Raw genomic sequence first — 20,636 nt, 5'->3', positions numbered from 1 at the left:
TGCTGCTCCGGCGTGCGTGGTGTCGTCCGCTCGGGCAGACGCGCGATAAGCGCTGACATCCCCCCGGCAGTCCGGCATCAGTAGACCATCGGCAGCCCCGGCGTTCTGTTCGCCACCCTACAAACGGCTGACCCGGCACGCGGGCGGCGCCGAAGCGCCGCCCCGACCCGGCGCGCCGATCACGCGCGCGACGCGGCCGGCACGCCGGAGTCGGCCGACAGGATGCGCTTCATCTCGTCGCGCACGATCGCGCGGCAGCCGCACGACATTTTTTCGAGGCCGTCGAGGTCCGCGAGCTCGATCGAGCTGCGGTATTGCCGGATCAGGCCGAGCTTCTGGATTTCGCCGGCGGCGTCCGTGACCGTTTCGCGTCGTACGCCGAGCATTTGCGCGAGCATGCTGTGCGTCACCTGGATCTCGATGCTGCGCGTGCGGTCGAACGCGAGCAGGAACCATCTGCATAACTGATGTTTGAGCACGTGATGACGGCTGCAGAACGTGATCTGCGCGACCTGCGCCATCAGCAGCCGCACGCAGACGAACACGAGATGGCGGATCACCGGCGACGCCTCGAACGCGGTCGCGAAGACGCGCCGGTCGAGCCGGTAGACGAAGCCGTCGCGGCACGCGACCGCGCGGCAGGGCATCCGGCCGCTGCCGCCGATCACGTCGTCGCAGACCACGCTTTCGCTGCCGATCTCCGCGACTTCCAGCGTCATGCCGCCGGACGACACGTACTGCAGCGAAATCGCGGTCGTGACCGGCAGGTAGACGGCGGCGAGCATTTCGCCGGGTTCGCACAGCACTTGCCCGGATTTCAGGTGAACGAGTTGCAGGTGGGGCGTCAGCGTGGCGAGTTCGTCGCGGTCGATGGCCGCGAGAAACCGGTTGGCGTCGAAGCTGTGGGAAAGCTCGATCATGCCGTTCGCATAAGCGACGGCGTCGGTGGCCTGATGAGTCACGGCGCATCCTCGCAGGTGGGCGGTCGCGCGTCGTTGCGGCGAATCCCGGAATGGAAATCGCACGATCGTGCGGACTTTGTTGATCAAAAAAACGGAATGACGATACTCGCGAAAAAGGCTAGCACGCAATTGAATTCGGCCAATTCGACCTTTTGCCATTTCACAAAGTTTGACGATTTCGACTGCACGCAAACGTTATGTCGATTTAAGAATTCCTTTCTCCGGAATTAATCATCCGGAAATGGAATCGTGAACCTGCTTGTCATTCTATGTCGACCGGAATCAATCGGACAACGTGACGAATCGTACAGAGAAAGTGGCGGGAAGACATTGAACATTATTTGACAAATAAATGGGGTCATCCAGATTTTGTATTTATATCAACGTCTTGCAGGCGATATGTGCGGTGGTGGACAGAGTGGGGAATTAGTGTGCCGATTCAAATTTGAGACAGTTTGAAACGAGCGTGTGCGGTGCGGCGACGCCGAGAAATGCTGCGCCGCACATCACGGAAACAATTGAAAATCGGCTGTAAGTATTTGAACGATAAGCATCGCGACCGCAACGCCGGCGTCCCGAGCCGGCGCGCGGGAATTGATCAGTCGAATGCGTGCTGTGTCCGTCGTATGGGGGAGTGTCCGGAAATGAGACGTTTTTTCGGTTTTGGGGTCGGTTATTCAGGGGCTCTAAATCGGATGTGATTCATATATTAAGGACGGGCGGCTATTGGCACGTAAATCGCTTATTCGGGCTGGCGTGTCGAAACGGGGCAGTCGACTCAATTCGGCGTTGACAAGCCGATGATCAGTCGGATTCAGGGTTGTGGGCCGCAACCGCTGTCAACGTCCGGGCGCGCATCGCGATAACGAGTTCCGTGCCTGCCGCTGGCGGCGCGGACGATAAAAGGGATACAGACATGCTTCATCTTCACTCGAGCTATTCGGCGAACGCCATTCTTGCTGCCCTCCCGGAGGACAGCATCCGCGCCATCGCCCCGCATCTCGAACTGGTCAGGATCAAGGCCGGGATGCTCGACCGGGTCGGCGAGCCGATGCGTCATCTGCATTTTCCGACGACGGCGATGATGTCGGTGCAGCACCTGATGGAGGACGGTGCGATGGTCGAGGTGGCGGTGGTCGGCCGCGAGGGTGTGGTCGGGCTGGGGACGCTGGTCGGCGGTATCGCCGCGTCGAGCCGGGTCGAAGTGCGCATCGGCGGAATGGCCTATCGCGTGCCGAGTTGCGTGATGCGCGCCGAATTCGAGCGGTCGGCGCAGACCTACCGGCTGTTGCTCAACATCTGCCAGGCGACGATGGCGCAGATCTCGCGCAGCGCGCTGTGCAACCGGCATCACTCGGTCAGCGAGCAGCTCAGCCGCTGGCTGCTGCTCGCGCACGACCGGATCGACGGCGACGAGCTGGCCGTCACGCAGCAGACGATCGCGAACATGCTCGGCGTGCGGCGCGAAGGCGTGACGGAAGCGGCCGGGAACCTGCAGGAAGCCGGGCTGATCCGACAACGCCGCGGCCGCATCACGGTGCTCGACCGCGACGGCCTCGAACATCACGCGTGCGAATGCTACAGCCTGATTCGCGCCGACTATCGGCGGTTGCTCGGCACGCGCGAGCATGCGAGGCAGGCGACGATTCGCCCGCGCATGCCGGACGCGTACCGCGGATTCCCCGCGCATGGTGCGTGACGATGCAGTCGATGTCCGGTGGAACGAATGCGATCCGGCGTGCCGCGATCGCGGCGGCCGACGTCGTGCTCGTGCTGGCCGGGGCGCTCGCCGCGCAGGCGGCGTCGGGGCTCGGTTGGCATGCGCTGTCCGACGCGCAGCGCGGCGCGATCGCACTGCTGTGCGTGCTGACGGTGGCGCTGCTGCCGCGCTACCTGCGCACCGTGCGCGGCGGCGTGGCGGTGCGGGGCGGTGCGCACGTGTTGACACACACGCTGGTGGCCGTGGTGTGCGCGAGCGTGCTGACGGTTGCCGGCACGATGTGGATCATGAATCGCGGCGGCACCGTGACGACCCGCTGGATCGCGCGCACGGTGCTGGCCGGCGACGCGGCGCTGCTGCTCGGCCGCGCGGCGCTGCTGGCGTTCGCGCTGACGCGTGGCGACCCGCGTGCGCGGCAGCGCCGCGTCGCCATCGTCGGCGCAACGGCTTACGGGCGCGTGGCGATCGAGCGGATGCAGCTCGCGCCGAACGGCCCGTTCGCGGCCGCGTGCGTGTTCGACGACGATGCGCCGGCCGCCGCGGGCGGCATCGGCGGCGTACCGGTGATCGACGACTGGAACGCGTTGCGCGAGCGGATTCGCGGCGGCGACATCGACGAGGTATGGCTCACGCTGCCGATGTCGCACGAGTGGCGGATCCAGCGGATCGTGCGCGAGTTGCGCGACGAGTTCGTCGAGTTGCGGCTGTTGCCCGACGTGCGGCAGATGGCGGTCGTCGATCGTTCCGCGACCGACGTGCTCGGCATGCCGGCGATCAATCTCGCGACCACGCCGCGCTCCGCGCCTGAGCTGTGGGCCAAGTTCGCGTTCGACCGGCTGTTCGCGTTCGGCGTGCTGATTCCGTTGCTGCCGCTGCTGACGATGCTCGCGATCGCGGTCAAGCTGTCGTCGCCGGGGCCCGTGCTGTTCAGGCAGCGCCGCAAGGGCGTCGACGGCCGCGAGTTCGACATCCTGAAGTTCCGGACGATGCGCGTGCATCGCGTGCAGCCGGGCGTCGTGCGGCAGGCGTCGCGCAACGATTCGCGCATCACGCGCGTCGGCGCGTTCCTGCGGCGCACGTCGCTCGACGAGTTGCCGCAGTTCTTCAACGTGCTGTTCGGGCAGATGTCGGTGGTCGGCCCGCGTCCGCACGCGATCGAACACGACGACTTGTATCGGCAACTGATCGACTGTTACATGTACCGCTACCGCGTACGGCCCGGCATCACCGGATGGGCGCAGGTGAACGGCTATCGCGGTGAAACGCGCAAGGTCGAGGCGATGGCGGCGCGCGTGAAGTTCGATCTGTTCTACATGCAGAACTGGAGCTTCTGGTTCGACATCAAGATCATCCTGCTGACGGTGGTGCGCGGCTTCATCGGGCGCAACGCGTTCTGAGGATTCCGAATGATTGCAGCAGCGCTGCGCGAGCGATCGTATCGACCGCGCGATGCCGGTCCGCGGGCGCGGAAAGAACCGCGGCGACCGCACGGGAAATTGCTGCGCTGCGGGTGTGCCGACGCGCTGCGCCGCCCGCGCCGCAAGGCGGGGATTGCGCGTCCGTCCCCAGTTTCCGCACCGCTGCCGCTGCGTGAACGGCACGCTGATTCCGGTCAACACACGCGTGTTCAATGGGTTTATCCTGCGTCGAATGCGTCCGGCGTTTCGCGTCCGGCCGCCCATCCGGATGCGACCGCGCAGGTCATGCCTGCGCGCCGCGCACCGGTGCGATACCGCGCGCCGCTCTTGTTTCGCGCGGAACCCGGAACAGGAGAGACGGCCATGTCGCTCGACCCACGACAACGGCAGACGCTGAAGCAGCGGCTGAACGAGAGCGAGCAGGCGCTGCGTGCGGAGATCCGCGCGAGCGAAGACCAGCGCGCGTCGGAATCCTATGCGGAGCTTGCCGGCGCGGCGCCGGACGAGGGCGACGAGGCGAATGCGGACCTCTTCGTCGACGTCGACCATGCGTTGATCGGCATGAAGCTGACCGAGCTGCGCGCGGTTGGCCGCGCGCAGCAGCGGATGCGCGACGGCAGTTACGGCGAATGCATCGACTGCGACGGCTCGGTCGGCTACGAGCGCCTGCTGGCGCGCCCGACCGCCGAACGCTGCACGCATTGCCAGTCGCTCTACGAGCGGCGCTACGCGACGACCCCGCGCGCATCGCTCTGACGTCGTGCGTGCGTACGCTCGCCGACCATGGCCGCGACATCCGGACGATGATCGCGAACGGCGACAATCCCGGGAAGATTCCGTCGATCGGGCGCGGCTGGCTGACGCGGCATGACGTGCTGAACACGCGCACGCTCGCGCAACCGCAGCCACTGCTGGCGCGCACGATGGGCGGTGCGGGCAGCACCGGCGGCAGCGGCACGCAGCGGAGCCGGTCGAAGGGTGCGTGAACGCGTCGCGCCCGGCCGCGACGCGTTCGACTCATGCCGGCAAGCTCATCCGAGTACGCCGGTCGCCGGGACGTAGGGCAGCCCGAGCGCCTGCGCGACCGCTTCGTACGTGATATGGCCGTCGCACACGTTCAGGCCCGCGCGCAGATGCGGATCGTCGAGCATCGCCTGTTTCCAGCCCTTGTCGGCGAGCGCGAGCGCATGGCCGAGCGTTGCATTGTTCAGCGCAAAGGTCGACGTGCGCGCGACCGCGCCGGGCATGTTCGCGACACAGTAGTGGACCACCCCGTCGACGACGAAGGTCGGCGCAGCATGCGTGGTCGCATGCGAAGTCTCGAAGCATCCGCCCTGGTCGATCGCGACGTCGACGACGACCGCCCCCTTGCGCATCGTCGCGATCATGTCGCGCGTGACGAGCCGCGGCGCCGATGCGCCCGGCACGAGCACGGCGCCGATCACGACGTCGGCATCGCGCACGGCTTCGTCGACCGTATGCGCATTCGAGCAGACGGTCGCGATCCGGTTGGCGAACACGAGATCGAGCTGGCGCAGCCGGTTCACGTTGGTGTCGAGCACGGTGACGCGCGCACCCAGGCCCACCGCCATCTGCAGCGCGCCGGTGCCCACCACACCCGCGCCGAGCACGACGACGTGCGCGGCCGGCACGCCCGGCACGCCGGCCATCAGCACGCCGCGGCCGCCGCGCGGGCTTTCGAGGTGGGTCGCCGCGACCTGGATCGACATGCGCCCCGCGACTTCGCTCATCGGTGCGAGCAACGGCAGGCCGCCGCCGGGGCCCGTCACGGTTTCGTAGGCGATGCAGACCGCGCCGGATTTCACGAGCGCGGCGGCCTGATCGGGATCGGGCGCGAGATGCAGATACGTGTAGAGGATCTGGCCGCGCCGCAGCATCGCGCATTCGGCCGGCTGCGGCTCCTTGACCTTGATGATCATGTCGGCGCGCGCGAAGATTTCGTCCGCGCCGTCGCTGAGCAATGCGCCCGCGGCCGTGTAGTCGTCGTCGAGCAGGCCGATCGCCGTGCCCGCGCCGCGCTGCACGAGCACGCGATGGCCGTGCCGCGTGAGTTCGCGCGCGCCGGCCGGCGTGAGGCCGACGCGGTATTCGTGGTTCTTGATCTCTTTCGGCACACCGATCAGCATGAGTCGCCTCCATGGCCTTCGTTATCGTCGTCGTGCGGGCAGCCGGTTGCACAGCGGCGTGCCGATCGCAGTACTGGAATAACAGCGTAGTGGTGCGCGGAGGGAAGTCAAGCAGCCGGCTCGCGCGACGACGCATCCGCACTGCAGCGCAGCATGCGCGGCGACCGGTTGCGACCGGACGTCGCAATGCGCGCGTGGCCGGGTTTCGGTATCGTCGTGCGTGGCGCGGGCCGGGGCCGCGTGCCGAATCCTTTCGGCAACACAACGGGACGAGGACATCGATCGACATGACAGGTGCGTATTTCAGCGTGCCGACGCTTTGCGCCATCGCGCTCGTGCACGTCTACTGGGCGTTCGGCGGCCGGCTGGGCAAGCGTGCGGCCATTCCGGAGCAGGACGGCGTACCGCTGTTGCGGCCGACTGCCGTCGGCACGCTTGCCGTCGCGGCGGCACTGCTGGGCGGCGCAGGCGTGGTCGCCGCGCGTGCCGGCTGGCTCGGGCGCAACGCGTATCCCTGCACGATCGCGTTCGCGGTCGTTGCGCTCGCATTGATCTTCGCGGTGCGGGCCGTCGGTGATTTCCGCTACGTCGGCTTCTTCAAGCGGATTCGCGGGTCGCGTTTCGCGCGGATGGACACGCTGTATTACTCGCCGCTGTGCGCGGCGCTGGCGTTGTCGATCGCGTCGATGTTCTGGCCGTGGTGAGTGGCGGCCGGCGCACGGCTCACTCCGTGCGCGTATCGTCGATCAACGCTACGTATTCGGCTGGCACGGCATCGGTCAGCCAGACGCCGTTTTCGGCGACGAAGAACGTATGGCCTTGCCGATGCATGCGCCGCGCATCGACTTCGAGGATCGCGGGCACGCCGTAGCGCACGCCGACGGCCAGCGCCGTGCGGACGTCCGCCGACAGGTGTACGTGATGACGGGCGCCGGGCTTCAGCCCTTGCGCGCGAATCGAATCGAGGAAGCGCGTCGCCGTGCCGTGATAGAGGCGCTCGGGCGGTTGCGCGGCCGGATATTGGCGCTGCACGGCGGGCGTCGAATGGCCCTGTACCGCGCGGATGCGTTGACCGTCATCCGACAGCGCGAAGCGCTGCTTGTCGCTGGTTGCGCACACGCTTTCGATCGTCGCGCGATCGAGCTGGCGTCCGTGACGGGCGGCGCCGGCGATCAGTTCGTCGATGTCGGCCCAGCCTTCGGCGTCCAGTTGGAGGCCGATGGCCTGCGGCTCGTGGCGCAGCAGGTAGCTCAGATATTTGCTGATGCCGGTCGCATCGGGCGCCGGCTGTTTGTTTTTCTCGGTGTTCATGAGTTGCGGAGGCTACCAGAGCGCGCTGCAACTCGATACCGTCATCTGTCCGGGCGTCGCCGGAAAGCGACACGCGCGCGCCGCAGCTGATCGTCCGCCCGGCCGGCAAGCTGTCCGCTATCTCGCCATCCTTGCACATTCCGGCTTCCGAATTTCCCATTGTTGCTAATTTCGATGCACTGAATTGCATTGAACCCCCTGGCAATGGAACCGGTTCCAGCTATAATTCGCCCGCACTCGTCGCCGGACCCGAAAGAGGTCGTGCGCGTTGCGCTTGCCGTGGGCAGACGCGACGTCTAAGTTGAACAAGGGTCATGGGCGATGACGGACAGATGCAGGCCGATGCCGGTATTTGTCCGACGATAGGCCCGCAATGAGGTCGATCCGCGCAGCGCGCCGCCGGCATCCGGGGCGCCGCGCGGCCGCAACGAGGGCGTCCCCGCGAATCGCGGCCGGCCGCCAGCATCGAGGTTGTGCGCAACACACGAAAGAACAGGGCAACCGGCCGCCTGCGGCACGGCTGCCTGCCGGGCACGCGGCATGCGGAATGCGCGCGTCCGAACCCCGATCCCCAACGATCAACATCCGACCATGTCCACGTCACCTGACAAACCCAATTCGCGTCGCCGTTTCCTGCGCACATCGGTCGCGCTCGTGCCGATCGCGTCGGTCGCCGGCTGCGACCTGCGCTCGTCGTCGTCGCCGTCCGCGACGACGGCCGGCAACGCGTCCGCTGCGTCGGCCGGCGCCGACCGCGCGCCGTACAAGCCGACCTTTTTCGATGCGAAGGAATGGGCGTTCGTCCAGGCCGCGGTCGACCGGCTGATTCCGGCCGACGCCGAAGGCCCCGGCGCGCTCGAAGCGGGCGTGCCCGAATTCATCGATCGCCAGATGGAGACGCCGTATGCGCACGGCGCGACGTGGTACATGCAGGGGCCGTTCCAGCAGGGCGTGCCGGAGCTCGGCTACCAGTTGAAGCTGGTGCCGCGCGACATCTACCGGCTCGGCATCGCGGCGGTCAACCGCTATTGCGAAAAGGCGCACGGCAAGGCGTTCGCGGATCTCGACGCGCCGACGCGCGACGCCGTGCTCGGCGCGCTGGAGAAGGGCGGCGCGCAGATCGACGACGTCCCGCCCGGCCTGTTCCTCGGCCAGTTGCTGCAGAACACGCGCGAAGGCTACTTCTGCGATCCGGTGCATGGCGGCAATCGCGACATGGCCGCGTGGAAGATGATCGGTTTCCCGGGCGCGCGCGCGGACTTCATGGATTTCGTCAACCAGAGCGGCAAGCCCTATCCGTACGGCCCCGTCTCGATCAACGGGGAGCGCAGCTGATGGCCGCAGACAAGAAGCCGCATGTCGATGCGGTAATCGTCGGTTTCGGCTGGACCGGCGCGATACTCGCGAAGGAACTGACCGAAGCGGGCCTGAACGTCGTCGCGCTCGAGCGCGGCGAATATCGCGACACCTACCCGGACGGCGCGTATCCGAACACGATCGACGAGCTGACCTACAACATCCGCAAGAAGCTGTTCCTCGACCTGTCGAAGACGACCGTGTCGATCCGCCACGGCCTGCAGGACACCGCGCTGCCGTACCGGCAGCTCGCCGCGTTCCTGCCGGGCGAAGGCGTCGGCGGTGCGGGGCTGCACTGGTCGGGCGTGCACTTCCGGATCACGCCGGAAGAGCTGCGCCTGCGCAGCCACTATGAAGAGCGCTACGGCAAGAAGTTCATCCCCGAAGGGATGACGATCCAGGATACGGGCGTCACGTACGACGAGCTCGAGCCGCATTTCGATTTCGCCGAGAAGGTGTTCGGCACGTCGGGGCAGGCGTACAAGGTCGGCGGCAAGGTGGTCGGGGACGGCAACGTGTTCGAGGCGAACCGCAGCGACAATTTCCCGCTGCCCGCGCAGCTCAACACGTATTCGGCGCAACGCTTCTTCGATGCCGCGCACTCGCTCGGGCTGCATCCGTACAGGCTGCCGTCGGCGAACACGTCGGGCCCGTACACGAACCCGTACGGCGTGCAGATGGGCCCGTGCAACTTCTGCGGCTACTGCAGCGGCTACGCGTGCTACATGTATTCGAAGGCGTCGCCGAACCTGAACATCCTGCCCGCGCTGAAGCAGGCGCCGAACTTCGAGCTGCGCTCGAAGTGCCATGTGCTGCGCGTCGACCTCGACGACACGAAGAAGCGGGCGACCGGCGTGACCTACGTCGATCCGGCCGGGCGCGAGGTGCACCAGCCGGCCGATCTCGTGATCGTGGCCGCGTTCCAGTATCACAACGTGCACTTGCTGCTGCTGTCGGGCATCGGCAAGCCGTACGACCCGATCTCGGGCGAAGGCGTGGTTGGCCGCAATTTCGCCTACCAGAACCTGTCGACGATCAAGGCGTTCTTCGACAAGGATACCTACACGAATCCGTTCATCGGCGCGGGCGGCAACGGCGTCGCGGTGGACGACTTCAACGCGGACAACTTCGACCACGGCCCGCTCGGTTTCGTCGGCGGCTCGCCGCTGTGGGTGAACCAGGCCGGCGTGAAGCCGATCAGCGGCATCGCGACGCCGCCCGGCACGCCGCAGTGGGGCTCGGCGTGGAAGAAGGCCGTCAAGGACAACTACGCGCACACGATCTCGATGGATGCGCACGGCACCAACATGTCGTACCGCGACGTGTATCTCGACCTCGATCCGACCTATCGCGATTCGTACGGCCAGCCGCTGTTGCGGATGACGTTCGACTGGAAGGACAACGACATCAAGATGGCGCAGTACGTGACCGGCCAGATGAAGAAGATCGCGGAAGCGATGGGGCCGAAGGCGATCGGCGTGTCGACGCGCGAGTTCGGCAAGCATTTCGACTCGCGCCAGTACCAGACGACCCACCTCGTCGGCGGCGCGATCATGGGCACCGACCCGAAGACGAGCGTGCTGAACCGCTACCTGCAGTGCTGGGACGTGCACAACGTGTTCGTGATGGGCGCATCGGCGCTGCCGCAGGGCATCGGCTACAACCCGACCGGGATCATCGCGGCGCTGGCCTACTGGTCGGCCCGCGCGATTCGCGAGCAATACCTGAAAAATCCCGCCCCGCTGGTGACCGTATGAAGAGGACGATGAACCACCACAACGCCGCGCGCCGCGTTTCTCCGCTGCGGCGCGCGCTGGCGATCGGCTCGGCATGGGCGGCATTCGGCCTCGCGGGTGGAACCGCGTTCGCACAGCCGGCGTCCGCGCCGACCGCGGCTTCGGGCCCGGCGGCCGCACCTGCCGCCCAGTCGGCCGACGCGGCCCTCGTCAAGCGCGGCGAATATCTTGCGCGCGCAGGCGACTGCATCGCCTGCCACACCGCGAGCGGCGGCAAGCCGTTCGCGGGCGGGCTGAAATTCGACACGCCGATCGGCGCGATCTACTCGACGAACATCACGCCGGACGCGAAGACGGGCCTCGGCGGCTGGACCTACGACGACTTCACGCGTGCGGTGCGCGAAGGCGTGCGCAAGAACGGCGACACGATGTATCCGGCGATGCCGTTCCCGTCGTACGCGCGGCTGACCGACGACGACATGAAGGCGCTGTATGCGTACTTCATGCACGGCGTCGCGCCGGTCGAGCACGAGAACCGCAAGGTCGACATCGTGTGGCCGCTGTCGATGCGCTGGCCGCTCGGCATCTGGCGCAAGCTGTTCGCGCCGTCGCCGAAGCCGTTCGACGCGGCGTCGTACCCCGACCCGGTCGTCGCGCGCGGTGCATATCTGGTGCAGGGGCTCGGCCACTGCGGCGCGTGCCACACGCCGCGCGCGCCAACGATGCAGGAGCGCGGCCTGACCGACGCCGATGGCCTCGACTTCCTGGCCGGCGGCGCGGCGATCGACGGCTGGGTGCCGACGAGCCTGCGCGGCGAGCCGCGCACCGGCCTCGGCACGTGGAACGAAACCGAGATCGTGCAGTTCCTGAAGACCGGCCGCACGCTGCGCACGGCCGCGTTCGGCGGGATGACGGACGTGGTCGGCCACAGCATGCAGCACATGACCGACGACGACCTGAACGCGATCGCGCGCTACCTGAAGACGTTGCCGCCGCGCGTGCAGGGCGAGCGGCCGCACGTGTACGACGCGGCCGCGGCGAAGGCGCTGCAGACCGGCGACGCGAGCAAGCCGGGCGCGGCCGTCTATCGCGACAACTGCATGGCTTGCCACCGCAGCGACGGGCACGGCTACACGCGCGTGTTCCCGGCGCTCGCCGGCAACCCGGTCGTGCAGGGCGACGACCCGACGTCGCTGATCCACGTCGTGCTGGAAGGCAGCGCGCTGCAGGGCACGCGCACCGCGCCGTCGACCTTCACGATGCCGCCGTTCGGCTGGCGGCTGTCGGACCAGGAAGTCGCGGACGTGTCGAACTTCGTGCGCACGAGCTGGGGCAACACGGGCGCGCCGGTGACGGCCGCGCAGGTCGCGAAGGTGCGCAAGAGCGTGCCGTCGACGCGGCCCGAGCCGCCGCCGGGCGCGCGGTTCCCGCAAGCGTCGCGCTGACCGGAGCGGCGGGACGCGGGCCCCGCCTGCTGCTGGGGCGGCGCCCACGCGCGGCGGGTCCGCGCGACGCCTTTCCCTTCGCCGGGGTTGTACCCCGCACCGCGCGCAGCGGCGTGAAATTTTCGCGGCTGCGCGCCATTCTTCCGCCTCATCCCTTATCCTTTCACTCTTGAACCTTACTAAATAGTTACAAGAGCTTGGGAGGGGGGATGCCTCATGACGTTAGCCTGATTGCGTTGCTCGCGGCCGGTTTCGGTCTCGCGATGATCTTCGGTTACCTCGCGTCGCTGCTGAAAATGCCGCCGCTCGTCGGCTATCTGCTCGCCGGGATCGTGATCGGCCCCGGCACGCCCGGTTTCGTCGGCGATCTGTCGCTCGCGCAGCAGCTCGCCGAAGTCGGCGTGATGCTGCTGATGTTCGGCGTCGGCCTGCATTTCTCGCTCGGCGATCTCCTCGCGGTGCGCAAGATCGCGCTGCCGGGGGCGATCGTCCAGATCACCGTCGCGACGCTGCTCGGCGGCGGGCTCGCGCTCACTTGGGGCTGGAGCCTCGGTGCGGCGCTCGTGTTCGGGCTCGCGCTGTCGGTCGCGAGTACCGTCGTGCTGCTGCGCGCGCTCGAAGGGCGCGGGCTCGTCGAGACGGTCAACGGGCGCATCGCGGTGGGCTGGCTGGTCGTCGAGGATCTCGTGATGGTGCTCGTGCTGGTGCTGCTGCCGCCGGTGGCGGGGCTGCTCGGCGGCACGCCGCCCGGCGACGCGCATGCGGCCGGCGGCAGCGTGTGGGGCACGCTCGGCGTCACGATGCTGAAGGTCGCCGCGTTCATCGCGCTGATGCTGGTGGTCGGCAAGCGCGTGTTCCCGCGCATTCTGTGGCTCGTCGCGCGCACGGGTTCGCGCGAATTGTTCACGCTTTGCATGATTGCCGCGGCGGTCGGCATCGCGTTCGGCGCGGCGAAGCTGTTCGACGTGTCGTTCGCGCTCGGCGCGTTCTTCGCGGGAATGATGATGCGCGAGTCGGAGTTCAGCCGGCGCGCGGCCGACGAGACGCTGCCGTTGCGCGACGCGTTCTCGGTGCTGTTCTTCATCTCGGTCGGCATGCTGTTCGACCCGAAGGTGCTGATCGAGGAGCCGCTGCACGTGATCGAGGTCGCGGCGATCGTGCTGGTCGGGAAGACGCTCGCGGCGGTCGCGCTCGTGATCGCGTTCCGCTATCCGCTGAACACCGCGCTGACGGTCGGCGCGGGTCTCGCGCAAATCGGCGAATTCTCGTTCATCCTCGCGGGGCTCGGACGTGCGCTCGGGCTGCTGTCGGCCGAGGGGCAGAGCCTGATTCTCGCGGTCGCGCTGATCTCGATCGCGATGAACACGCTGCTGTTCGCGATGATCGATCCGGCGCTCGCATGGATTCGCAAGCATTCGGCGTTCGCGCGCAAGCTCGAGGCGCGCGACGATCCGCTCGCCGCGCTGCCGATGTCGACGCCGCAGACGCATCTGACCGGGCAGGTCGTGATCGTCGGCTACGGCAAGGTCGGCACGCGGATCGCGCATGCGCTGGACGAGCGCGGGATCGCCTATGTCGTCGTCGAGCAGAATCGCGAGCTCATCGAGAAGCTGCGCGCGGACGGCACCGCGGCCGTGTCGGGCGACGCGATCGAGCCGATCGTGCTCGTGCAGGCGCATATCGCGCGCGCCGGGATGCTGGTCGTCACGCTGCCCGACGTGTTCGACGTGCGGCAGATCGTCGAGATCTCGCGCACGCTCAACCCGACGCTCGAGGTCGTGCTGTGCACGAACAGCGGCGACGAGGCCGCGCTGCTGTCGAGCGAGGGCATCGGCACCGTATTCATGGGCGAGACCGAACTCGCGCGCGGGATGACCGAGCACGTGCTCGGCCGGATGGCGAAGCCGGTCGCGGCCGCGCATTGACGGCGCGCGGCATCGCGCCTCGCATCGTCAGCCTGCGGTAGCGGCCTTCGCGGGCGCGGGAGTGCCGGATTGCGCGGCCGTCTTCAACGATGCCGCCGGTTTCGGCGCCCCGACCGTCTTCTGCGGCGCGGCGGCCTGCGCCGGTGCATTCTTTTCCGGTTCGACCGGCGCATCGGGCGGCACGCCGAGCAACTGCAGCGAGCCGCTCGTGACCGACGCGAACACCGGGCCCGCCACCGTGCCGCCGTAGTACCCCTTGCCGCGTGGCTCGTCGATCATCACCGCGACGATCAGGCGCGGGTTGCTCATCGGCGCCATCCCCGCGAACAGCGCGCGGTACTTGCCCTTCGCGTAGCTCGCGCCGACCTGCTTGCGCGCGGTCCCCGTCTTGCCGCCGATCCGGTAGCCGTCGACGCGCGCGCGGCGCCCCGTGCCGCCTTCGCCGACCGCCATCTCGAGCATCGAGCGAATCGCGGCGGCCGTTTGCGGCGACGTCACGCGGTGGCCGCGGTGCGCGTCGATCGTCTGCTGGTCGGTGCCGTTCTTCAGCAGCGACACCGGGTGCAGCGTGCCGTCGCCCGCATAGGCCGTGTAGGTCTGCGCGATCTGCAGCAGCGACATCGACAACCCGTAGCCGTACGCCATCGTCGCCTGCTCGATCGGCCGCCAGCGCTTGTAGCCGCGCAGCCGGCCCGACGCAACGCCCGGGAACGTCAGTTCCGGCGCGCGGCCGATCCCGTACTCCTGGTATTTGTTCCAGATCGTTTCGGCGGGCAAGTTGAGCGCCAGTTTCGCGAGCGCGACGTTGCTCGATTTCTGCAGCGCTTGCGACACCGTTAGCGACCCGTGGTTCGACGTGTCGTGGATCACCGCCGGGCCGATCTTGTAGGTGCCCGGCGACGTGTTGATGATCGTGTTCGGCGTGACCTTGCGCTCGTCGATCGACAGCGCGACGACGAGCGGCTTGATCGTCGAGCCCGGTTCGAACGTGTCGATCACCGCGCGGTTGCGCAATTGCTGGCCGGTGAGGCGGGCGCGGTCGTTCGGGTCGAAGGTCGGATAGTTCGCGAGCGCGAGGATCTCGCCGTTCTGCGCGTCGAGCACGACGACGCTGCCGGCCAGCGCATTGTTCTCGATCACGGCCGCCTTGAGCTGGCTGAACGCGAGTTGCTGGATGCGGCGGTCGATCGTCAGTTCGATCGTCGCGCCGTGCTGCGCGGGGACGAGCGGGCGCGTGTCCGACACGATGCGGCCGAGCCGGTCGCGGATCACCTCGCGCTGGCCGGACGTGCCCTGCAGGCGCGCATTCGCCGCGAGCTCGACGCCTTCCTGGCCCTTGTCCTCGACGTTCGTGAAGCCGACCACGTGCGCGGCCGATTCGCCTTCCGGGTAGAAGCGTTTCGAGTCGGCGATTTGCGTGATGCCGTCGATCGCGAGCTTGTCGAGCCGGCTGGCGGTGTCCGCGTCGACCTGCCGCTTGAGCAGCACGAACGTCTTGTCGTTGCCGAGACGCCGCTTCACCTCGGCGAGCGGCAGGTCGAGCAGCTTCGCGATTTGCGGGTAATCGGTGTCGGCGACCTGTTTCGGGTTCGCCCAGATTTCATAGGTCGACAGGCTGACCGCGAGCATCGCGCCGTTGCGGTCGACGATGCGTCCGCGCATCGCGTCGAGCTCGATCGTGCGCTGATAGCGCTTCTGGCCCTGGCCGACGTAGAAATCCTGGTTCGCGACCTGCACCCAGAACGCGCGCGCGATCAGCGCGGCGAACGCGAGGAACACGACGACCACGATCAGCCGCGAGCGCCACATCGGCAGGCGCGCGGCGAGCATCGGATTCTTGGTCGCCGCCGCGTACGGATCGGCGGGGTGGGTCTTCTTTTTCACGCTCATGCAATGGCCGGGTCGGGCCGCCGTGCGGCGGTGGGTCAGTCTGAATAATGCGATTGTAATAAATGAGTAAACACCGTGTGAGGAAAGTATGGTCCGGCCCCGTAAAAAGACGAAGGGTAGGCCGTCTGGAAAAGGGAGGAAAGCGCAGCAAAGGGGGCGACGCAGGATGCCGCGGCGGCTGCGGAGGATGAAACACGGGCGATCCGTCGCGAGCGGAGCCGGACACGCGGTCTCCGCCATCGCGCGATCGCGACCGTTCCGACGCGCGATCAATTGCCCGCGCGACGATAATTTCTCTAATCTCGAAAATAAAAAGCGCCTCGAACGGAGGCGCCATTCATGCTGAATATCGAAATGAATATCACTACTGCCGGAATAAACCCGAAAACCGCAGACGATTCATGTCAATAATACCTAGCGGGCAACGGAAATAAATTCCCGGTATTCCGGCTGGGTCGTGCAGGTATCGACCGCCTGCAGGCGCCATGCGCCGTCGGGATGATCGCCGGCGAGCACCGCGGGGCCCTGTTCGCGGCGCATCGCATCGAACGACAGCCCCTTCAGTTGACAGACGGCATTGCCGCTGTCGGCTGCACAGAGCGCCATCGCGCCCTCGATGTCGCGGACCTTGCCCCAGGTCGGAAGGTCGATGCCCTGATGTGCCTCGCGCGACCACAGACCCTCGTCGGTATCGACCCACAAGACTGCGAAGGAATGCCGGGTTGCCGATTCGCTGCCATTAATCCGAATGGTGAGGCGCATTGCATCGTCTCCTTGAAAAAAGACACATTCGACCGTTTGAACTTGAACAGTCTAGATAGACTGGTGTGAAACGCAAGTGATAATCCGCAATAAATTTATATTGAGCCCATTTCGATTCCAGATGAAAGGACGTCTGACGATTCATGGTCATTCCCGACGCGTCAGCACAGGCGCGCGATACCGGCGATGGCCGTGGCCGGTCGGGCACGCGCCGCGGTCCAGACATGGGATGACAGGGCCGCCGGCCGCGTCGATCTGTCGCGCACCGGCTGCCATCGCGACCGGGTCGATCGGCGCGTTTCGGCACCGGTCGAATGCAGCCGACCGAACGTTTCGTCGTTTTAATCAGCCGACCGGCACGACACACTCCGACAATCGCGTACAAATCGGCACACTTTCACGAAACTTTCGGGACAGACTTGCATGCGGTCGGGCCCCACACTGGGAACTTCCCCGATCCTGTGCCGCGGACGCCCGTCCGCGCCGGCTGCCGCCGCCTCGTGCCAGAGCGCGATCGACGCGATCGCAGGCCGCACGCCCGATCGGGAGCCGCCGGGGCCCGCGTCGGCCCCGGCCCGGCCGGCGAGCCGGGCGGCGCCCGCAACCGCGGGCGCCGCGCCGCCCCGGCCGATTCTTCGAAGGAGACTATCGTGCTGATCTGGAAAACCGCGTTGTCGCTCAACTGGCGGACGAGCCTCGTGTCGCCGGCCAGCGCACCGGTCGCGGCGGCGAACGTCGGACGGCTGGTGCTGACCGGCGCCACCGGCTTCATCGGCAGTACCGTGCTGACGGCGCTCGTCAATGCAGGGCTGCTCGAACGCATCGCCTGCGTCGTGCGCGCGCGGGACCGCGGCCATGCGGTCGCGCGGCTGCGTGAAGCCGCGTTGCGCGCGGGGCTCACGCCGTACTGGGCGTCGCGCCTGACCGACGCGAACGTGATCGTCGGCGCGCTCGGCGATGTGTGGCACGGCGCCGATGCGTCGCGCCTGGCCGGCGCGACGCACGTGATTCATTGCGCGGGCCATGCGTCGCCGGCCGACGGCGCGCACCTGCGGGCCGACATCGCCGATGCGGTGCGCTTCGCCGAGCGCTTTGCGCGCGCGCCGCGCCTGCAACGCTTCGTGTACGTCGGCACCGCTTACGCGCATGCGGGCCGCGGCGGGATCGTGCAGGAAGAGGCGGAGCGCGCGGGGAACGACGTCGTGCCGCGGGCCGGCGACGGCCTGCCGGGCGCGGTGCTCGCGGCCGACTATCTGCACGCGAAGGCGGAGACGGAGCAGCGCCTGCGCGCGCTCGGACTGCCGCTCGTCGTCGTGCGGCCGTCGCACGTGGTCGGCCATACGGTGCTCGGTACGCGGCCCGCGCCGAATTCGTTCTGGATGTTCCGGCTCGCGCATGCGGCGCGTCGCTTCACCGCGCGGCCGATGACGCGCATCGACATCGTGTCGGTGGACGACGTGGCGCGCGCGACGATGCTGCTGGCCGTCAAGCCGACGCTCGCGCACGACGTCTATCATGTGTCGGCCGGCGACGAGGCGCCGCAGGTCGCGCAGATCGTGCGCGCGATGGACGAGGCGGCGGGGATGACCGGCGCGCCGCGCTACGCGGCATGCGCGCCGGCCGAACTGCCGCTCGTCGTGCGCGACGTGCTCGGGCGGCCCGATCCGGCGCTCGAGCGCGTGATCGGCCGGGCGCTGCAGCGCTGCGGCGAATTCGCGACGGTCGATCGCGTGTTCGACAATCGCCGCGTGCGCGACGAAATCGATTTCGAGCCGCTGCCGTTCATCGATTACGTCGAGGAGTGCATGCGCACGTCGCGCGGCGTGGCGGTGACCGAGCTGATGCGCGGCGCGATCCACTAACCGGTCGCATCGCCCCGGCGCCCGTTCCCGCCCATGGCGGGCGCGGGCGCCGTCTTCATGCCTGGTTGCCGAGCTCGATGAGCCGGTCGAGCGCGCGGTAGATGTCGTCGAGGCCGTCCTCGCCGAATCGCGCTTCGAGCTGACGATATTGCTCGTCGATGCGCGGACCGATTTCCGTCACCAGTTTCCTGCTTTGCGGCGTCAGGCTGACCAGCAGCCGGCGCTGATCCTCCTGCGCGCGCGTGCGCGTGATCAGGCCGTCGCGCTCCATCCGTTCCAGCACGCCGGTCAGGCTCGGGCTCAGGATGCAGCAGCGTTTCGCGATCTGCCCGGCTTCGAGCGCCTGCGCCGGTTCGCCGTCAAGCACGCGGATGATCCGCCATTGCTGTTCGGTCAGCGAGAATTCCTTGAGAATGGGGCGAAACAGGCCCATCAGCGTTTCGCGGGCCTCGAGCAGCAGCATGGCCAGGTTGCGATGGTCGAGCGTACGGTTCATCGGGGTGAGCAGAGGACGGGGACGCATCAATCTTAACAGCCGAAGCTGATGAATTTCGCGTATCAGGGTAATCGAGGTTGTCAGCGCCCGATTGTTTACTTAAGATATTAACTATTGATGATGCGCCGCGACGCGCGGCAGGGGAATGACGCATGGAGCTGTCTTGCACGACCGCCGCGGCGCCGCCGTTGCCGGTCGCCATCGGTACCGTCTACGGCGCGCTGCTCAACGAGCGCGGGGCGCTCGCCGCACTCGGCGACGCCGTGAACGCACCGCCTTACGGCCGTCCGCCGCAGGCGCCGGTCCTGTACATCAAATCGGCCAACACGCATGCGGCCGATGGCGCCGCCGTCGTCGTGCCGGCCGGCGTCGACGCGCTGGAAATCGGTGCGTCGGTGGCCGTCGTGTTCGCGCGGCGCGCGACGCGCGTCGCGGCCGCGCGGGCGCTCGACTACGTGCACGGCTTCACGCTCGCGAGCGACGTATCGGTGCCGCACCCCGATTACTACCGTCCGGCCGTGCGCTTCAAGTGCCGTGACGGCTTCTGCCCGCTCGGCCCGGCGATCGTGCCGGCCGCCGCGCTCGCCGATGTCGACGCGATCGGGCTGACGGTGCGGATCGACGGCAAGGTGGCTGCGTCCGCGTCGACCGCGACGCTGATTCGCCCGGTGCGCGAGCTGATCGCCGACGTGACGGCCTTCATGTCGTTCGACGCGGGCGACGTGCTGCTGCTCGGCGTCGCGGGCGGCGCACCGCATGCCCGCGCGGGCAGTACGATCGAGATCGCCGCGGCCGGCATCGGCACGCTGCGGCATACGCTGATGGCGGAGGAAGCACGATGAAGACGGCGCGCGTGATCTACAACGGCGCACTGCATGCGGCCGAACCGGCCGGCGACGGCGCGATCCGCATCGATACGGGGCGCGTGGTGGCGGAGGATGCCGTGGTGTGGCTGCCGCCCGTCGCGCCGCGCACGACGTTCGCGCTCGGCCTGAACTACGCCGACCATGCGAAGGAACTCGCGTTCAACGCGCCGAGCGAGCCGCTGATCTTCCTGAAGGGGCCGAACACGTTCGTCGGTCACCGGTCGCTGACCGTGCGCCCGGCGGACGCCACGCACATGCACTACGAGTGCGAACTGGCCGTCGTGATTGGCCGCCCGGCGCGTCACGTGAGCCGCGCGCAGGCGATCGACTACGTGGCCGGCTATACGGTCGCGAACGACTACGCGATCCGCGATTACCTCGAAAACTACTACCGCCCGAACCTGCGCGTGAAGAACCGCGACACCTGCACGCCGCTCGGGCCGTGGTTCGTCAGCCGCGACGAGATCGGCGACGCTGCCGACCTGACGCTGCGCACGACCGTGAACGGCCGCGAGACGCAACGCGGCAGCACGCGCGACATGGTGTTCGACGTGCCGGCGCTGATCGAGCACATCAGCAGCTTCATGACGCTCTCGCCGGGCGACCTGATCCTGACCGGCACGCCCGAGGGGCTGGCGGACACGCAGCCGGGCGACGAGGTCGTGACCGAAATCGAAGGAATCGGCCGGCTCGTGAACACGATCGTCGGCGAAGCGGACTACTATCGCGCCGGCTGAGGC

At 67.6% G+C, this 20,636-nt stretch carries 18 protein-coding genes; 12 read left to right on the top strand and 6 right to left on the bottom strand.

Features of this window, described 5'->3' with window-relative positions:
* Positions 1-179 precede the first annotated feature (179 nt).
* Entirely contained in the window at positions 180-962 is a 783-nt protein-coding gene (locus HWX76_RS00295; protein WP_175976075.1) for a Crp/Fnr family transcriptional regulator, read from the bottom strand.
* A 916-nt stretch (positions 963-1,878) separates the two neighbouring features.
* On the opposite strand from HWX76_RS00295, the gene HWX76_RS00290 reads away from it, so the two are divergent.
* The 4 genes from HWX76_RS00290 (at position 1,879) to HWX76_RS00275 (ending at position 5,086) form a co-directional block, all read left to right on the top strand.
* Positions 1,879-2,661 carry a Crp/Fnr family transcriptional regulator gene (locus HWX76_RS00290; RefSeq protein WP_089489297.1) on the top strand — a complete coding sequence of 261 codons (783 nt, stop codon included), beginning with the start codon at positions 1,879-1,881 and terminating at the stop codon, positions 2,659-2,661.
* An 11-nt stretch (positions 2,662-2,672) separates the two neighbouring features.
* Positions 2,673-4,079, top strand: coding sequence for an undecaprenyl-phosphate glucose phosphotransferase (locus HWX76_RS00285; protein ID WP_050011086.1), 1,407 nt, complete (start codon positions 2,673-2,675; stop codon positions 4,077-4,079).
* Positions 4,080-4,463: 384 nt separating this feature from the next.
* Positions 4,464-4,856: a TraR/DksA family transcriptional regulator gene (locus HWX76_RS00280; protein WP_050010876.1), complete on the top strand. Its 393-nt coding sequence runs from the start codon at positions 4,464-4,466 to the stop codon at positions 4,854-4,856.
* A gap of 8 nt (positions 4,857-4,864) precedes the next feature.
* Positions 4,865-5,086 (top strand): hypothetical protein, encoded by a 222-nt coding sequence (locus tag HWX76_RS00275; RefSeq protein WP_050010878.1) that lies wholly within the window; start codon positions 4,865-4,867, stop codon positions 5,084-5,086.
* A gap of 45 nt (positions 5,087-5,131) precedes the next feature.
* On the opposite strand, the gene ald is transcribed toward HWX76_RS00275, so the two are convergent.
* Positions 5,132-6,247 carry an alanine dehydrogenase gene (gene ald / locus HWX76_RS00270; protein ID WP_050010880.1) on the bottom strand — a complete coding sequence of 372 codons (1,116 nt, stop codon included), beginning with the start codon at positions 6,245-6,247 and terminating at the stop codon, positions 5,132-5,134.
* A gap of 287 nt (positions 6,248-6,534) precedes the next feature.
* On the opposite strand from ald, the gene HWX76_RS00265 reads away from it, so the two are divergent.
* Positions 6,535-6,951 (top strand): DUF3995 domain-containing protein, encoded by a 417-nt coding sequence (locus HWX76_RS00265; RefSeq protein ID WP_050010881.1) that lies wholly within the window; start codon positions 6,535-6,537, stop codon positions 6,949-6,951.
* 19 nt (positions 6,952-6,970) lie between these two features.
* On the opposite strand, the gene HWX76_RS00260 is transcribed toward HWX76_RS00265, so the two are convergent.
* Positions 6,971-7,558: an RNA 2'-phosphotransferase gene (locus tag HWX76_RS00260; protein ID WP_176015333.1), complete on the bottom strand. Its 588-nt coding sequence runs from the start codon at positions 7,556-7,558 to the stop codon at positions 6,971-6,973.
* Between the two features lie 591 nt (positions 7,559-8,149).
* Between HWX76_RS00260 and HWX76_RS00255 the strand changes: the two genes are divergently transcribed.
* From HWX76_RS00255 to HWX76_RS00240, 4 genes are all read left to right on the top strand, one after another.
* Positions 8,150-8,893, top strand: a complete 744-nt coding sequence (locus tag HWX76_RS00255; protein ID WP_050010884.1) for a gluconate 2-dehydrogenase subunit 3 family protein — start codon at positions 8,150-8,152, stop codon at positions 8,891-8,893.
* Positions 8,893-10,671 (top strand): GMC family oxidoreductase, encoded by a 1,779-nt coding sequence (locus tag HWX76_RS00250; protein WP_011547848.1) that lies wholly within the window; start codon positions 8,893-8,895, stop codon positions 10,669-10,671. The genes HWX76_RS00255 and HWX76_RS00250 overlap by 1 nt, the downstream gene beginning before the upstream one ends.
* Positions 10,668-12,095, top strand: a complete 1,428-nt coding sequence (locus HWX76_RS00245) for a cytochrome c (RefSeq protein ID WP_176015332.1) — start codon at positions 10,668-10,670, stop codon at positions 12,093-12,095. Before HWX76_RS00250 ends, HWX76_RS00245 begins: the two co-directional genes overlap by 4 nt.
* Before the next feature lie 209 nt (positions 12,096-12,304).
* Positions 12,305-14,020, top strand: coding sequence for a cation:proton antiporter (locus HWX76_RS00240; protein ID WP_176015331.1), 1,716 nt, complete (start codon positions 12,305-12,307; stop codon positions 14,018-14,020).
* 27 nt (positions 14,021-14,047) lie between these two features.
* Here HWX76_RS00240 and HWX76_RS00235 read toward each other — a convergent pair whose 3' ends face one another.
* Both HWX76_RS00235 and HWX76_RS00230 read right to left on the bottom strand, forming a co-directional pair.
* Positions 14,048-15,910 (bottom strand): penicillin-binding protein 2, encoded by a 1,863-nt coding sequence (locus tag HWX76_RS00235; protein WP_050010889.1) that lies wholly within the window; start codon positions 15,908-15,910, stop codon positions 14,048-14,050.
* A 414-nt stretch (positions 15,911-16,324) separates the two neighbouring features.
* Positions 16,325-16,672: a DUF3564 family protein gene (locus HWX76_RS00230; protein WP_050010890.1), complete on the bottom strand. Its 348-nt coding sequence runs from the start codon at positions 16,670-16,672 to the stop codon at positions 16,325-16,327.
* A gap of 650 nt (positions 16,673-17,322) precedes the next feature.
* On the opposite strand from HWX76_RS00230, the gene HWX76_RS00225 reads away from it, so the two are divergent.
* Positions 17,323-18,534, top strand: a complete 1,212-nt coding sequence (locus HWX76_RS00225; RefSeq protein ID WP_050010891.1) for an SDR family oxidoreductase — start codon at positions 17,323-17,325, stop codon at positions 18,532-18,534.
* 55 nt (positions 18,535-18,589) lie between these two features.
* Here HWX76_RS00225 and hpaR read toward each other — a convergent pair whose 3' ends face one another.
* Complete coding sequence (gene hpaR, locus HWX76_RS00220) at positions 18,590-19,030, bottom strand: homoprotocatechuate degradation operon regulator HpaR (RefSeq protein WP_050010892.1); 441 nt, start codon at positions 19,028-19,030, stop codon at positions 18,590-18,592.
* Positions 19,031-19,182: 152 nt separating this feature from the next.
* Here hpaR and HWX76_RS00215 point away from each other — a divergent pair, with 152 nt between their 5' ends.
* Positions 19,183-19,872: a fumarylacetoacetate hydrolase family protein gene (locus HWX76_RS00215; protein WP_050010893.1), complete on the top strand. Its 690-nt coding sequence runs from the start codon at positions 19,183-19,185 to the stop codon at positions 19,870-19,872.
* Positions 19,869-20,633: a fumarylacetoacetate hydrolase family protein gene (locus tag HWX76_RS00210; RefSeq protein WP_050010894.1), complete on the top strand. Its 765-nt coding sequence runs from the start codon at positions 19,869-19,871 to the stop codon at positions 20,631-20,633. The genes HWX76_RS00215 and HWX76_RS00210 overlap by 4 nt, the downstream gene beginning before the upstream one ends.
* Positions 20,634-20,636 lie beyond the last annotated feature (3 nt).

This window comes from Burkholderia sp. BCC0398, from assembly GCF_902833245.1.
Lineage (GTDB): Bacteria > Pseudomonadota > Gammaproteobacteria > Burkholderiales > Burkholderiaceae > Burkholderia > Burkholderia sola.
The sequence above is the reverse complement of the archived record's forward strand: the minus strand, read 5'-3'. Positions and strand labels throughout refer to the sequence as shown.